The organism is Hungatella effluvii, assembly GCF_003201875.1.
GTDB lineage: Bacteria > Bacillota > Clostridia > Lachnospirales > Lachnospiraceae > Hungatella > Hungatella effluvii.
In genome coordinates, this window is the sequence record NZ_QJKD01000008.1 from 62,347 (window position 1) to 75,724 (window position 13,378).

The 13,378-nt window shown below is 41.4% G+C and carries 15 protein-coding genes and 1 pseudogene; 2 read left to right on the forward strand and 14 right to left on the reverse strand.

Annotated features, from left to right (window positions below; translation table 11 throughout):
- Nucleotides 1-68 precede the first annotated feature (68 nt).
- Nucleotides 69-686: a single-stranded DNA-binding protein gene (locus tag DFR60_RS15995; protein WP_110323795.1), complete on the reverse strand. Its 618-nt coding sequence runs from the start codon at nucleotides 684-686 to the stop codon at nucleotides 69-71.
- A gap of 362 nt (nucleotides 687-1,048) precedes the next feature.
- Nucleotides 1,049-1,354, reverse strand: a complete 306-nt coding sequence (locus tag DFR60_RS16000) for a hypothetical protein (RefSeq protein ID WP_110323796.1) — start codon at nucleotides 1,352-1,354, stop codon at nucleotides 1,049-1,051.
- Nucleotides 1,355-1,442: 88 nt separating this feature from the next.
- Here DFR60_RS16000 and DFR60_RS16005 point away from each other — a divergent pair, with 88 nt between their 5' ends.
- Entirely contained in the window at nucleotides 1,443-1,754 is a 312-nt protein-coding gene (locus DFR60_RS16005) for a helix-turn-helix domain-containing protein (RefSeq protein ID WP_110323797.1), read from the forward strand.
- Between the two features lie 69 nt (nucleotides 1,755-1,823).
- Here the strand turns inward: DFR60_RS16005 and DFR60_RS16010 are convergent, their stop codons facing one another.
- From DFR60_RS16010 to DFR60_RS16035, 6 genes are all read right to left on the reverse strand, one after another.
- Nucleotides 1,824-2,360 carry a hypothetical protein gene (locus DFR60_RS16010; protein WP_110323798.1) on the reverse strand — a complete coding sequence of 179 codons (537 nt, stop codon included), beginning with the start codon at nucleotides 2,358-2,360 and terminating at the stop codon, nucleotides 1,824-1,826.
- Nucleotides 2,361-2,371: 11 nt separating this feature from the next.
- On the reverse strand, nucleotides 2,372-3,031 hold the full coding sequence (locus tag DFR60_RS16015; RefSeq protein ID WP_243005092.1) for a single-stranded DNA-binding protein: 660 nt from the start codon (nucleotides 3,029-3,031) through the stop codon (nucleotides 2,372-2,374).
- Complete coding sequence (locus tag DFR60_RS16020) at nucleotides 3,028-4,134, reverse strand: DNA primase (RefSeq protein ID WP_243005093.1); 1,107 nt, start codon at nucleotides 4,132-4,134, stop codon at nucleotides 3,028-3,030. Before DFR60_RS16020 ends, DFR60_RS16015 begins: the two co-directional genes overlap by 4 nt.
- Nucleotides 4,135-4,307: 173 nt before the next feature.
- Entirely contained in the window at nucleotides 4,308-5,138 is an 831-nt protein-coding gene (locus DFR60_RS16025; protein WP_110323800.1) for an ERF family protein, read from the reverse strand.
- A gap of 39 nt (nucleotides 5,139-5,177) precedes the next feature.
- Complete coding sequence (locus DFR60_RS16030) at nucleotides 5,178-5,747, reverse strand: hypothetical protein (protein WP_207659542.1); 570 nt, start codon at nucleotides 5,745-5,747, stop codon at nucleotides 5,178-5,180.
- Nucleotides 5,748-5,884: 137 nt separating this feature from the next.
- Complete coding sequence (locus DFR60_RS16035) at nucleotides 5,885-6,220, reverse strand: hypothetical protein (protein WP_110323801.1); 336 nt, start codon at nucleotides 6,218-6,220, stop codon at nucleotides 5,885-5,887.
- 133 nt (nucleotides 6,221-6,353) lie between these two features.
- Here DFR60_RS16035 and DFR60_RS16040 point away from each other — a divergent pair, with 133 nt between their 5' ends.
- Entirely contained in the window at nucleotides 6,354-6,614 is a 261-nt protein-coding gene (locus tag DFR60_RS16040) for a helix-turn-helix domain-containing protein (RefSeq protein WP_110323802.1), read from the forward strand.
- A 132-nt stretch (nucleotides 6,615-6,746) separates the two neighbouring features.
- Here DFR60_RS16040 and ltrA read toward each other — a convergent pair whose 3' ends face one another.
- The 6 genes and pseudogenes from ltrA to DFR60_RS16065 all read right to left on the reverse strand — a co-directional run bounded on the left by ltrA (nucleotide 6,747) and on the right by DFR60_RS16065 (nucleotide 13,377).
- The gene (ltrA, locus tag DFR60_RS16045; protein ID WP_110323803.1) at nucleotides 6,747-8,612 is read right to left on the reverse strand and encodes a group II intron reverse transcriptase/maturase; all 1,866 of its coding nucleotides are present in this window, start codon (nucleotides 8,610-8,612) and stop codon (nucleotides 6,747-6,749) included.
- Nucleotides 8,613-9,341: 729 nt separating this feature from the next.
- Nucleotides 9,342-9,731: pseudogene (locus DFR60_RS16050) on the reverse strand (YqaJ viral recombinase family protein); the annotation flags it as partial.
- A 24-nt stretch (nucleotides 9,732-9,755) separates the two neighbouring features.
- Nucleotides 9,756-10,880 (reverse strand): endonuclease III, encoded by a 1,125-nt coding sequence (locus DFR60_RS16055; RefSeq protein WP_110323804.1) that lies wholly within the window; start codon nucleotides 10,878-10,880, stop codon nucleotides 9,756-9,758.
- 12 nt (nucleotides 10,881-10,892) lie between these two features.
- Nucleotides 10,893-11,033: a hypothetical protein gene (locus DFR60_RS30680; protein ID WP_207659543.1), complete on the reverse strand. Its 141-nt coding sequence runs from the start codon at nucleotides 11,031-11,033 to the stop codon at nucleotides 10,893-10,895.
- A 267-nt stretch (nucleotides 11,034-11,300) separates the two neighbouring features.
- A complete protein-coding gene (locus tag DFR60_RS31465) occupies nucleotides 11,301-11,567 on the reverse strand; it encodes a winged helix-turn-helix domain-containing protein (protein ID WP_110323805.1) in 267 nt (88 codons plus the stop codon).
- A gap of 295 nt (nucleotides 11,568-11,862) precedes the next feature.
- Entirely contained in the window at nucleotides 11,863-13,377 is a 1,515-nt protein-coding gene (locus DFR60_RS16065; RefSeq protein ID WP_110323806.1) for a glycosyl hydrolase family 28 protein, read from the reverse strand.
- Nucleotide 13,378: the final 1 nt, after the last annotated feature.

Sequence of the window (13,378 nt, forward strand, 5' to 3'; positions counted from 1 at the left end):
AAAGGGGGAAATGCAATCCTTTCACCAATCGGTTCCAAAGGATATCCATTTCCTCCTGCATACATCACTTAATTAAACGGTAAATCCCCGTCATCCATTCCGGCATCAATATTCATAAAGTCATCCTTGTTACTCGCGGGTGCATTCTGCCGGGTACCTCTGGGTGCTGGCCTTGCGGCCTGGCGTGCCGGCTGCCTGGATGGCTGTCTTGATGAAGCCTGGTTCGGCTGTGCCGCCCGACTCTGCTGCGCCGGCTGTCTTGACTGTGCGGCCTGACGTGGCTGTGCGGCCTGGCTCGGCTGCGCTGACTGACTTGGCTGATTTGCCGGAGGCGCCTCCTGAACACCCCCATCTTCGCTGCTGTTCTTCTTGCTCTCCGCAAATTCCAGGTCATCCACAACATACTGCATGGAATAGACTTTTACGCCTTCTCTGTTGGTATAGTTATTGTTCTGCATTTTCCCAGTCAACAGCAGCTTCAGACCTTTCCTGCCAAAACGCTCCAGCAGTTCTGCCTTGCGGTCAAATGCCGTACATCGGAAGAAGTCCGCCGTAGGTTCCCCTTCACGTGCCCCCCGCCTGTCTACCGCAAAATCAAAACGCGCAATCGCCATTGCAGTCTCGCCCTGTGTATAGGAAATTTCCGGATCATCCGTCATTCTGCCTAAAAAAATACATTTATTCATGCTCTCTCTCCTTCTGCATTTGTTATTTTTCCTTCTCTGCACTCTAAATAAATCCAATCTTCTGTCTTGCTTTTCTTAAACAAAGATTAATAAATTTCTTTTCCTCCTTTCTCTCATTTTCAGGCAAAAAAATAAGACACAAAGAATTTTCATTCTAAGTGCCTTTAAAGCAGGTGAATCCTGCTGTGCCTTTTCGTTTTAGGGTGTTCCCTGAAATCTTAACTCCCAGTAAAAAGCTGGGACAAAATAAACTATCCGGCTCTTTGAACCAGACATAAATCAAATATCATGTCAAGAATAACACAATATATAGATTTAGTCAACATTTTATATCTATATATAGTTTTTCATTTGTTGAATCCCTATAACTTTTCCATGAGATCACGATATTCCGATTCATAGAGCTGATACTTTTCATAAATCTTTTTGTTTCTTTTATTCAATTTAAAAAACCAGGGAAGCTCAATGTAGTCCTCCACCCAGAACCGGATTGTCATGTTGTCGGCTTCAAAACGGTATTTTATATCCTGTTCCTCTACCGTTAAAACACCGTTGTGAAAATTGTAAACGGTACTGGACCCCAATTTCGGATCATAGTCCGGATTTTCAATGTGCTTATAGCACTCCCTAAAATAGTTTCTCTCTTTATCAATCAATAATTCCGCCATTTCCATATTCTCCTTGATTTCCCGGTACCTGTTTATCTGAAAACCAATTGAAGTATAAGACGTAATAAAGACATACAGGGAGACTCTAATGATAGGTGAACGATTATATGATTTACGGAAAGACGCTGATTTAACGCAGGAAGCCTTGGCTAAAATCTTAAATACCACGAAGCATAACATATCAAAATATGAGTGCGAACAATCGGAGCCGCCTGACAGCATGAAAATTCTGATTGCAAAGCACTTTCATGTATCCATTGATTACTTGCTCGGTCTGACTGATACCCCGGCGCCCTATTCTACCAGACCAATTTTACCTTTACCTGAAAATTTTCCTCCGGAAGCCAAAGCGGAATTACAGGAATTCATCAAGTATTTAAAATACAAATATAAAAGTTAAGGCAGGGAGCCTGTGATAAAACCAGTTCCCTGCCTGCCATTCTACATAAATCTCAAATCTTTACTATTTCTAACCCTCCCGAATTGCCTCAAGCATGATGGGGGAACCCACACAAAACTCCTCAGCATTTCTGTAAATTTTAATTTCATGAGTTATTTCGCCGCTTTCCGGACGCAGGCTTCTGCTGGATACCTGAATCAGTCTCGCATCCTTTTTCAGTATCTCTTCGTCAGTAAGTTTCTCGTATTCTTTGGGCAGTTCTATGTGTATCCCATGATAACCGTCACTGATGGAGAGCAGCAGTCTCCCGCTGTTCCCTATTACCTTACAAAAAAGCTGTTCCTCTATGGTAAGGTCAACCAAGCGTCCCATGAAAATTTCCTCCGGTATAAAATCCCATTCCGAATACTTTTCACCAATCTCGGCCCTCAGCTTTCGCTCATCATAACCTGGAAGTAGTTCAAAGTGATCCGGGCCATCATAATAATCATTGAACCATACCCCTATCATCACATCATTTAAGTATAATTCACCTGCCCACACAATGCCTTCCGGACCGTCTATTGACTTCAGCCCTTTCACTGTAATTCCATTTAAACTTGCCATTCTTCCCTCTTTTATCCTAATATCATTTTTTCATAGTTACTTAACAGTCTCATAACGGAGATTTCATATGCAACCCTTTCCTCCTGCTCACCCATTGGCAGCAGCTTCACGTATTTCCGGCTCTGCATTCTTCCCAATATATGGATTGGCTCACCAACCTGTTTCCCGGCTGCTTCACGGGCATCCTTTCCCCAGCATATACATGGAATGTAATCGGTTTTTCCATAGGGCCGGTTGACTGCAACAATTAAGTCTGTGATTTCCCGGTTTAACGGTGTCCGCCGGTAAATAGGCTCCTTACACAGGAAACCGATCAGTTCCACCTGGTTTATTCCTTCTGCACAGGCCTGTGCATCCCATACCTCCCTTACAAAAATGCGCAGCAATACCTGCCTATGGTCCCCAACGTCTTTTGAATAAGTCCGAAGCTGTCCTCTGATTCCAATACAGCTCCCTGCTTTTAACTGGCTGCAATAACGTTCCGGCAGCGTAACAAGCACTTTGTCAACCGCGTCACTAAGCCGTTTTACTATAACCTCCACCTCAAAAAAACGCTCACCGAAGCTAGTGTGGCTGTAACGAATTTCCTGTCCTACCTCGCCTGTTATCTGGATGTAGTTATTTTCACCGTTCTCCTGCTCTATCATATGTACCTCCATTTCTGCTCTCATAAATATTTCAATTCTCTCCTCTGCCGCTCTACATACGGTTTCCAATAATCGTCTATTCCCTTGAAATTTCCTGCCCAGCTCCCATCTGTATCTAAATCCCATTGCTTTCGCCGGTAGCGGATTGACTGCTCCTGACACAGTGCATAAAGCCGATTGCTCCCCTTCCGGATTTCGGTCCGTTTTCTCTTCTTATTTGGGCAAACCGCGCCTACCTTTCCCTCTAAATCGCATTTATCACAGGATTTGTCATTGTGGTCGCAATTTATTTTCATCTGGCGGTCCATATCATAATAATCAATCACTTCTTTCACGCCGTTTTTTGCCAGGGCAGCCAACAGCAATTCCAAACCCTTATAGTTATTGACCCCCGGATTCCCAATGAAGGTGCGCCCGGAAAACTCGTGGGCAATCAGGCCCTTTAACACACCGTCCGTCACACATACGCTTGTATCATACGGATTTCCGAAAAATGCGGCTGGGCTGTTGCTGCTAACCCCTTTTTCCCTTCCTGCGCTGGACAGCCAGACATACTTCCGGTCATGGACTGGCACATCAAGACGGATTTGAAAACCGATTAAATTCCCTTCAATATCCGGAACCGGGCAGAGATATCCTGAATAATTCTTTCCAAAAGCGATATCCCAGTTTCCCCGGCTATTGAGGTAAAATCCCGGTACACCCGACAGGCTTAAATCTTTTAATAAAAGTTTTCTGGCAAGGGCCTCCGTTCCATAAATGGGCGTACTGCAAAAACGGAACCGTTCAATCGCCTCCTCCGACAGTCCCCGTTCCCTTAACAAAAGGCGGTGCTGTTCTGTTAACTGCAGCAGCTTGAGAAGTTCGCTGTAAACCTGATTCCGTTTTATACTGTCCGCAGGGTCTGCTTCCGCCACCGATGGTTTTCGGATATTATATGCCTGGTTTGAAGAGTATCCGCCACGCGCCAGCCGTTCACGGATTTCCCGATATGCAATTTTATAGCAGTCCGGTCCGGTAATCCCCTTGAGTTCACAGTACAGCGTCAGCATATTTCCTTCAGCACCGCAGTTGTAGCAATGATAGACGTTTTTAATCCGGTTACCCTTCCAGATGCAGGCGTTCATTTTTCCACGCTCATCCCCGCAGAACGGGCAGATCAGATTAAACGAATCCTCACCACCCGTCAGACAGGTTAAATCCAGAAGATTTACAACATCAGCTATACTAAAAGGAGGTATAAAATTTTCGATTTTCTCATCTCCTTTTACGATTCGGCCCCTGTGTTGAACGATTATAATTAAGACGCAGCCTGCAATAAAACTCTTGCCGCCTGCCGGACATTATCGTTAGGGCCTTTGTATTTATACGCAAAAAACTCTAAATCACCAATCCCCTTTGCACCGTCAAGCGCGATCTCTCCCAGGGTTCGTCCTCTGTTTGCCACGCCAAAATTGCAAACCACTTTTTTAGCCTCATCCACGGTAAACCCACCAGGTTCCGGCGCATTAGAAGAAGGTGCCGTTTGCTTTTCCTCCTGCTGTGCCTTTTTTGCATGTTCCGGCAGTTGAACCGGGACTCCGCTTTCCGGTTTTATATTATGGGAAGGCGCAGGCGCCTGTGTCTCCGGCGCTACGGAAGGTTCACTTTCCGCAGCATGATTTCCGTCAGCCTCGTTCTGCTCATCATCACCAGCGGCCTGCATATCAGGATCATCACCGCCTTGGTCAATTGTAAATTTATTAAAGAAATAATACTTCAAAGTATACGTGAGGGCACTACCTTTTGCTTTGTCCGGCATATCATTGGTCCCAATCGCATGAATTTTTACTTTCTCAAAATCCTGTGGGTCCTCCACATTAGTCCAGCGTAACGTTAAATCCTCCTCATACAGCCAATAATTTACCCCTGAAATATAGCGGACAAAGACCTGGTTTCCATTTTCGTCGGTATTGGTAGCCGTTTCTTCCACAATATCAAAATTAACCCCAAGCTCATTCATAGCCGGAGTCAAAAAGCGGTAGATATCATCTATTTTGAGAAAGTCATAGTCAACATTCTCATTGTACCTGCGTTTTACCAGCGCAGGAATCGCTTTGCGTATTCCCACAAACTTCTCTTGCAATGTCATGCTTATTCTCCTTCATTTGTTTGCTTATGAGGCGTTTTTTCATGCCGGCTTTTCTTCCTTCTTAATAAAAAAAATGCTGGAAACGTTTGTCTTTGCATATTCCTGATAGACATCAGGATATGTAAGCTTCAACTTCTCCAACTCTGCTTTGTTAATTGACGTTGTCGTTCTTTTCGTATAACCCACACGGTAAATGATATTACCGGTATTCAGTTCCCCTCCTTCTGCCTGTCCAAGCGCTTTCTGCACCGGAACATAAATCTCCTTAATCTGTTCCTTTACCTCCCTTGCCTGGCTCTCCAGCTCTGCCCGTTTTGCATCAAGCTGTACATATTTTTTCATCACATCTTCCAGTTCCCCAGGAAGCACAATCGTTTTGCCAGGTTCAATTTTCCGGTATTTTTTAATGGCCGCCAATACCAAATCAGGTTCTTCATAGAACTCCGGTTCCCGGCCGGCCTTAACGTTATTCACCCAGAAATCCCGTTCCAGCTCAATCATTTCATCTTCTAATTCTAAATCTCTGGTTAAGGTTCTGATGAAAAATGTATTCTCGGAATTGCCGTAAAGGCAAAGGAATATCACCCCCGCCACATTGGTAACGCTCATATAATGCATCCCCTGCAGCATGTAATGATAAGGGATGGAATCATTGTCCCACTCATCTTTCTTGAAGCTAAAACATAGCGATAGGTAAGGTCTTGATTTGTGCTTCGTTATATTGCCTTATTCTTTAACTTTCTCTTTTATAACATAATAGTTTGATTTAAAGCGTTGTTTCTTTCAACTATGTTGCTAAGTTCTTCAATGTATTCTGTTATGACTCCCTTACCATAGCCTGTGTCGCCAATCATTCTTGGTATAAGGTTCCATATAGCTTCTTCACCATATACTGTATCTCTCATGCTTTCCATGATAATAAGAGCTATTTGGTACATTTCATTATCTACTAGATTTTGCAACATTTTGATTATATCTTCATATTTCAAGTCATTGCCTCTTAAATTACAGATGTTTCCCCATATTGTAAGATTTTTACTTATCCATTTAATAGTTCTTATAACTTCTCCATTTTCTTTCATACGAATAATCTCCTTTGATATGCGCTAGACTATATAGTCCAGACTTTCTAGTCCTAATAATATCATGATTGACTGTTATAATCAATACTAATCGGACCATTTAGTCTGGTTCAGAAAGGATAGATAATTAATTATGACGAAAATTATTCTTGATTTTTCTATTGGCGAGAAGTTACGTCACTATCGTAGTCTTAAAAGGTATTCTCAAATGGATGTTGTTAGAGAAGCAAATTTATTAGGTAGCACCATGTCCGAGTCTACTTATTCAAAAATTGAACAGGGCACTCGTAACATTTTTGCTTCCGATTTGGTTATTCTTAAAATAGTTCTGGGATTTTCCTATGAAGATTTATTTACCGATTTTGAGAAGTCAATTCTTGAGGCGTATAAGTAACACAATCTCAACCTTTTCCCCCGCTCTACACCGTACGTGAGACTTTCATCTCATACGGCGTGCCACCATTTCTATGGTTCTCATACTAGATTTTAACTTATACATTTCTTAGAAGTCTTAATTAAATTGTGCTTAAATAGCATTATTTCCAGCTAAAGTTCTCATTTTGTTAACCTTTTCTAACTGTTTACCATCACATTTTAAAAGCTCCATATATTTTCTTATTGTTTCCGCGTTAGTTGCATGTATAAGAATATGAATATTCTTGTCGATAATAATTAAATTGTTGTATTCATCAGTTCCACCTAGGTGTCTGGGTTTTATATGATGACAGTGAATACTTTCATATTCCATTACTTTTCCAGTAATCGCACATTTTCCCCTTTGAGCACAGTATCTTGATATCCTATTGTCTGAGTATTCAATGCTGCGATTGGCTTCTACTGTTCTCATCATTTTTAAAAGAATTGACATATTCAACTGTAATGGTTCATACATAATTGCTCGGCCCTCAGGTGTATACTTATTTATTTTTCTATTTTTATACCTGGGCTGTTTTGTTTGAATATATCCTATGGGAATGATTGCAGTTTCATGAACATAGCGGAGTTGCTTGCTTTTTCCATACTTTTCTTTTATAAATCCTTCTGGTGAGCCTTCCTTTTTTAACCTCTTGCCTAGCGTTTTTCTTAATACCCGATTAATTATAAATGCTATTTTGTTGCAATCAGCACTTATATGGGTAGTCACTTGGTAGTAATTATGAATTCCTAGAACAGTTGAATTATACTTTTGTATCGTTTTGTATTCTCCTATTCCATCTTTTGGACATCTAATTTCTTTGATAATTTTTTTCAACTTTTCACACTCTGTTTTGATGGCTTTGTCTTTCATGTGCGACTTAATAACGTATTTTTTTCCTTTTTTAGTAGCTCTGATTTTGAACCCTAAAAATTCAGAATATTGCTTTTTTAGGTTTATGACTTTGGACTTTTCTTCATTAATATCCAATTTCAATCTGTCTTTTAACCACAGCTTTGAGGCCATAAATACTTTTTTCGCATCATTAAAATTCCTACAGAAGATTTTAAAATCATCTGCATATCGAACTATATACATTTCTTTCAGGTTACTGTATCGTTTTAGAGACTGATACTTTGCTCCTTGGTCAATAGAACCATTGCTATTAACATATTCTGCATATTGATGTTCTGTAGGGAATAATTCCCATTGACTAGCTGTCCACCAATCAAATTCATTTAGAACTACATTAGCTAATAGCGGCGAAAGAATACCTCCTTGTGGAGTTCCTTTGTCTGGATACATAATATCTCCATTTGGCATGACAATGGGAGCTTTTAACATTTCCTGAATTATACAGATTAATTTTTTGTCTTGTATACCTATATTCCACAGTTGCTTCTTTAGCTTATGATGATTAACATTATCAAAGAATCCTTTTATATCAATGTCTACTACATAGTGTAAGCCTTGCCTTTGAACCATTTTATAACATTGGGCAATAGCTTGTTCTGCTGAACGATTTGGCCTAAACCCATTATTTCGTTCAAAGAATTTAGCCTCACATATTGGTTCTAATATTTGTAATATGCATTGTTGTATTAAGCGGTCCATTATTGTTGGAATTCCGAGTGGTCTTAATTTTCCATTAGGTTTTGGTATTTCTACTCGTCTTACTGGTGATGGTTTATAGAACTTCAGTTTATTCCTAACTTTTTCTACCAGCCAGTCTGGTTCTCGGTTTTCAATATCTTTAATTGTTTTACCGTCAGTACCTATTGTGTGGCTACCAGCGTTCTTTTTAATATTTCGATATGCTAACAGGATATTTTCTCTAGTCAGAATTAATGACATTAGGTTGGTGAATTTTTTTCCCTGTTGACTATCAGAATACAGCTTGTCCATTATTTCTTGCATATCGTAATATTCTGCATATCTAAGCTTTTTGTTAACTTTGGACTTTTCGGAAATCGACATAGGCATCACCCCTTTCTTTTCAAAGGATAATTTTCTTTGTCCTACCCGAAGCTACGTCTATTAATTCTAGTATAATTATATAGAATTGGCTAGTGGCCCTTCCTCCACAGCTTATTATCACTGTTTCCTCGGTACTATGCCACCGCTATCACCTCAATTAAATAGCTTATTTATCCATATGGATTTTCGTCTATACTGTTTCATAGATGTGCAATCATCTCCACATTTGAGGCTTCTGACGTTCCAATATTCCTATCATTGCATTAATTTAGGTGCTTTCTCTGAGCCTGTATATAGCTTATTCAGCCCTGTTGCCTATAACAACATATGGTCTTTCATAAAACAAAGTCTTACTCAACCACATATACCCCATCATTGATGGTATGTACATTTCTATACATTATGCATTTAGACTCGTACTCTCAAAAGTTCGTCGGTGTTTATAACACATTCTCACCATGTTAATGCGACACCCGGCCTATAGGATACACCATCCACCTCTGGACAGCTTTCGAGTTGGCAGATAGTTATTCTGCAAAACTTACGGTATCTCTCAGCCGACTTTGGCGAGCTCCATAACAACTTTCAAATTGCCTATCCAGTTGCCATTCGCAGGTTGTAGTGAGGGCATTTCAAGGCGTTACTCTGTCATTCTACCCTTCGGAATATTAGTTCTATTTCATTAATTATTAATGAAACGCTTTAGCTTTTCACTAAAGAACGTCTCGCACTCGTTTTGCATTCTACAATCCATATCTTCCCATCCTTCTCCACAAAAAAATCCACATTGCTTATCATAAACGGATACAGCGGATGGCGAAACATTTTTCTTACCGCATACGGTTTCAGCCCAGTTTTCTTCATAAAAATCTGAACCACCAGTTCCTCCAGCCGATGTCCGATTTCCAGGCTGACCCAGTTGCGTTCTTCCTCCACAACCGGCTGATATCCCAGCTTCTCATGATACAGTTCATTGGCTGTCTTCCACGGCGAAACCCGGTAAATACTGGCTACATCGCTGCCCCCGATCCCGCACCTGCGGTACTCCAGCCATTGTTCCTCTGAAATTTTTGTGATGTCTTCCACGAAAACTTCTGGTTCATAGTTTAAATTCAGCAAGTATTTTCACCTCCTCGCCGGTTCCTATTTTAAATCTCCCGGAATATCGTAATCGCTCCACCGCAGTGTCAAACACCTGGAAACAGCCTCTTCCAAATCTGCCAGAGGTTTTCCCTGCACACCATTCACCTCCGACAAAAAGATACTGGTGCAAATAGCGCAGTACACATCATAACCACTGCAGGCTCCGCCCATATAGGTAGCTTTAAACTGCTCCACAGTTTCCGCAATCATTTTTTTTCCTATCTTTACCCGCTCCATCAGCCCGGAAATCACATTGACCGGGTGATTTAAGTAAATATGGAATAACCGTTCAACCCCGGCAAGCGCTTCCTCATACCTGGCAAAAGCCATGGACATATTAGCATCAAATTCTGCCATGGACGCCTTCTTTTCATGCGCCAGCTTCAATGCCTTTCCAAGCACCAGCGGCCGCTTATCTTCGCCAATCAGCAGAGAATAATAGATATTCGCACCACTGGCTCCCACGTCTGATGTTGAAATTCTAACCGCGGCTGATAGCTGGTCGTTTAAATCCTCCCGGTAATTTCTTAACGCTTTCCGGTAAGAAGATACCAGTTCGTCATCCTCAATCTCCCAGGTGGCTGTGGTCATGGTGTGGTCGTAATATCCCGCCTTAAACGTTGCCTCATCATATTTCCCGTTGATATAGGACGACGCAGTGCCAAAAATCTCGGTCATCGGCAGGATACAATAGTCGCTCTCATCCCCGCCGTGGACAGCCCTCACTTTGCCTTCCTGAATCCGGATAAGGGCATCGCCTCTCGTGACCTTCAGGCAGTCATTTAATATCCTGGCAAGCTTCGGCTTCTCCAAATCTGACAGTGCATTTCCATTCACCCTTGCCCTGCTCTTTAAGGTAGCCAGGCTGGATCTTCCCAGCGGATAGACGGACCTTCCCATCTTGAGCAAAAGTCCTGTATTCCGGCAGGTATCCGGAATAATCCCCTTTTCCTCCAGTTCTTCTGTAATCCTCTGACACAAAGCCTCATTTTCTTCTGCGGGCAATAAACGTATGGAGCTGCTGGGCCTGACGTCCCAGCCAGCGCGTTCCTCCAGTTCCTCCAGGAACCCATGCAGCTGGTCCTCCTTTGTGAAATTAATCGAAAAATCATCCTGATAATTCATTCCTTCTCCTTTCTAGCTGGCTTCTTCCAGCAACACTGCAGCTGTGACATGGCCATCTTCAATGACCCATTCCAGACCGTATCCGGCTAACTCAATCAATTCGTCAATACTCAATAGATCTGCATTTTTCCATAAAATCTGTGTACCAACCATCTCTTTCTCTCCTTTCATTCTTCTTAAAGCACAAAAAAAGACCCAAAAAGATAATCTACTCGTCTTTTGGGGTCTTTCTAAACGAACCATTCCTGGTCCGGCTTTCGCAACAGGCAACTGCCTCAATCATCATGCTCCCGGTTCTTACCGGGACAAAACTTTGATATGTTTTGGAAACATATAAAATCACTATTATTTATACACTATCACAATATATAGGTTATGTCAAACCTTTCATACTATATACAGTATCATTCTCTACTATAGTTATCGTACATTACATCTTTTCCTACTATGTATTATCATGGTTCCACCCCCGATATACTGATCCTTCCTAACAAGCGAATATAATTGATCCTTTGTAAATACAATCCCTGGGTTTTCGGCCAGCAAATATAGAATATTAAATTCAGTCTTGGTCAGTTTTATATTGGTATTTTCTACTTCAATAATTCTTTTATATGAATCTATGATAAGCTCATATAAAAATATGGTATTTGTATTTTCACTACTCTTTATTTGACTCCTCTGCATAACAGCTTCCGCCCTAACTCTAAATTCCCCCTGTCAAAAGGGTATAGAATACATTCAGAGACTCCATTAGATTTAATCTTTTTTCCACACAATATTCTGATGTAATTGCTATAAAGGGTATTTTACATAAACTCTTGATCGCACTAAACAGAATTCTAATTTCAATCTTTAAAAAACAAATATCCCAAATAATTAAATCATATATTTCCCATTCTAGATTCTTTGCTGCTGAAGAAACTAACTGTATCACAGACACATTTGGGAAATCATCATATTAACCGGGATTCCAAGGTATTTATTTTGCATTACTCAAGCTACAAAAGGTTATATTCTCACATAATTCCAGAGACAGCGTTTGTTTTTTCTTCTGCCCGGGCTTTCCCAACCGTAGATTTGAGAATACAATATTTTTCAGTTCATGTCCAGGCTCATCGAAACCACATAGTTCCAGAGCTTCACATGGTCTCCACACTCTCTTATCATCCAGATATTCTCCCAAAACTTCAACATGATCAAAACTGCAGTTTTCAAAGACCGGAGGCTGGGATGCTGCAATCCCGTCATCGTTATAGCCAACGGAATGAAACAATATTCTTGCCGCGGTGCAGTCCCGCACCATCACGTCACGGACGTAACCGCCCCGCTTTTTCGTGCCTTTAATCTCTATACCAAAGTAAGACTGGCTCATATCACAGTCCCAGATCATCACATCTTCAATTCCTCCGGACATCTCACTGCCAATGGTAATGCCGTGACCGAAGGCGCTTACACAGTCAAAAATCCGAATATGTCTGCTTGGCCTGCCAATTAGATTCCCTTCCGGATTTTTTCCTGACTTAATGGCGATCGAATCATCACCAGTATAAAAAGTGCAGTTAAATATTGTGCAGTTGCTGGAAGAATCCGGATCCCAGCCGTCACCATTCCAAATTTTTTCCGAGTAAAATTTACAGCCGTTTGTCACGATTCTGTCAGAGTAAATCATGTGCACATTCCAGCTAGCCCCATTTTTAAATGTAACTCCTGATAAAACAATATCCTGACAATTACTGATATTAATGAGTCTGGGACGAACCCTGCCAGGGATCGTCTCCGGTTTTTCGCATTCCCCGATCTGCTCTCCCAGAGAATCCAGATAATCCTTCAGCCGTTCACGCTCCGATTCAATCACCTTCTCTGCAAGGCTTCTTCCTCCACTTGCAATCATACCTTTTCCACGAATCACCACATGACTGCAGTTAAAATCTCCGTCATGATTTAAATGTCCCAAATTCAAGAGGCTGCTGTAGCACTCAGTCTCAATTCCCTCAAAACGACTGGGAATACGTGGAAGATAATCTTCCACCACATCTGTCCCCTGAAGAATTCCACCTTCTTCCAGATATAATTCCATATCGCTGTGAAGCCGCAATGCGCCTGTCAAGAAGATTCCCTCCGGTATGTAAACCGCCTCATCCGCCTGACAGTCATCAATCGCCTGCTGTATAGCTCTGGTATTCATCGTCTTTCCATCACCAGAGGCGTAATACGGTGCAGATGTGATGTCACGAAGAATCTTTCTCTTTCCTGTACTTATGCTCAATTCCTCCCTGGCTGCTTCCCGACCATCTCCGTCTTTCTTAACAATACGGATTCTATAATCCGTTTCAGCTTCCAATTCTCCCAGTTCATAATGTGTTTTTACTGTGCTTCCATAATATTTTTCATTTAAATGAATTTCATATTTTACACTCTCTGAAATTTTCTTATCCCAGTACAGAGTAATCGAATCTGCTGTAACAAGTGTATGAATAGTCCCGATCCGTTCCATA

Coding starts and splice junctions, on each gene's coding strand:
- DFR60_RS15995 (WP_110323795.1), bottom strand. CDS start 686: ATGAATAAATGTATTTTTTTAGGCAGAATGACGGATGATCCGGAAATT.
- DFR60_RS31465 (WP_110323805.1), bottom strand. CDS start 11,567: ATGCAGAGGAGTCAAATAAAGAGTAGTGAAAATACAAATACCATATTT.
- DFR60_RS16020 (WP_243005093.1), bottom strand. CDS start 4,134: ATGAACGCCTGCATCTGGAAGGGTAACCGGATTAAAAACGTCTATCAT.
- DFR60_RS16040 (WP_110323802.1), top strand. CDS start 6,354: ATGACGAAAATTATTCTTGATTTTTCTATTGGCGAGAAGTTACGTCAC.
- DFR60_RS30680 (WP_207659543.1), bottom strand. CDS start 11,033: ATGGTTGGTACACAGATTTTATGGAAAAATGCAGATCTATTGAGTATT.
- DFR60_RS16055 (WP_110323804.1), bottom strand. CDS start 10,880: ATGAATTATCAGGATGATTTTTCGATTAATTTCACAAAGGAGGACCAG.
- DFR60_RS16005 (WP_110323797.1), top strand. CDS start 1,443: ATGATAGGTGAACGATTATATGATTTACGGAAAGACGCTGATTTAACG.
- DFR60_RS16025 (WP_110323800.1), bottom strand. CDS start 5,138: ATGACATTGCAAGAGAAGTTTGTGGGAATACGCAAAGCGATTCCTGCG.
- DFR60_RS16015 (WP_243005092.1), bottom strand. CDS start 3,031: ATGAGAGCAGAAATGGAGGTACATATGATAGAGCAGGAGAACGGTGAA.
- DFR60_RS16065 (WP_110323806.1), bottom strand. CDS start 13,377: ATGGAACGGATCGGGACTATTCATACACTTGTTACAGCAGATTCGATT.
- DFR60_RS16035 (WP_110323801.1), bottom strand. CDS start 6,220: ATGAAAGAAAATGGAGAAGTTATAAGAACTATTAAATGGATAAGTAAA.
- DFR60_RS16000 (WP_110323796.1), bottom strand. CDS start 1,354: ATGGCGGAATTATTGATTGATAAAGAGAGAAACTATTTTAGGGAGTGC.
- DFR60_RS16010 (WP_110323798.1), bottom strand. CDS start 2,360: ATGGCAAGTTTAAATGGAATTACAGTGAAAGGGCTGAAGTCAATAGAC.
- DFR60_RS16030 (WP_207659542.1), bottom strand. CDS start 5,747: ATGAGCGTTACCAATGTGGCGGGGGTGATATTCCTTTGCCTTTACGGC.
- ltrA (WP_110323803.1), bottom strand. CDS start 8,612: ATGTCGATTTCCGAAAAGTCCAAAGTTAACAAAAAGCTTAGATATGCA.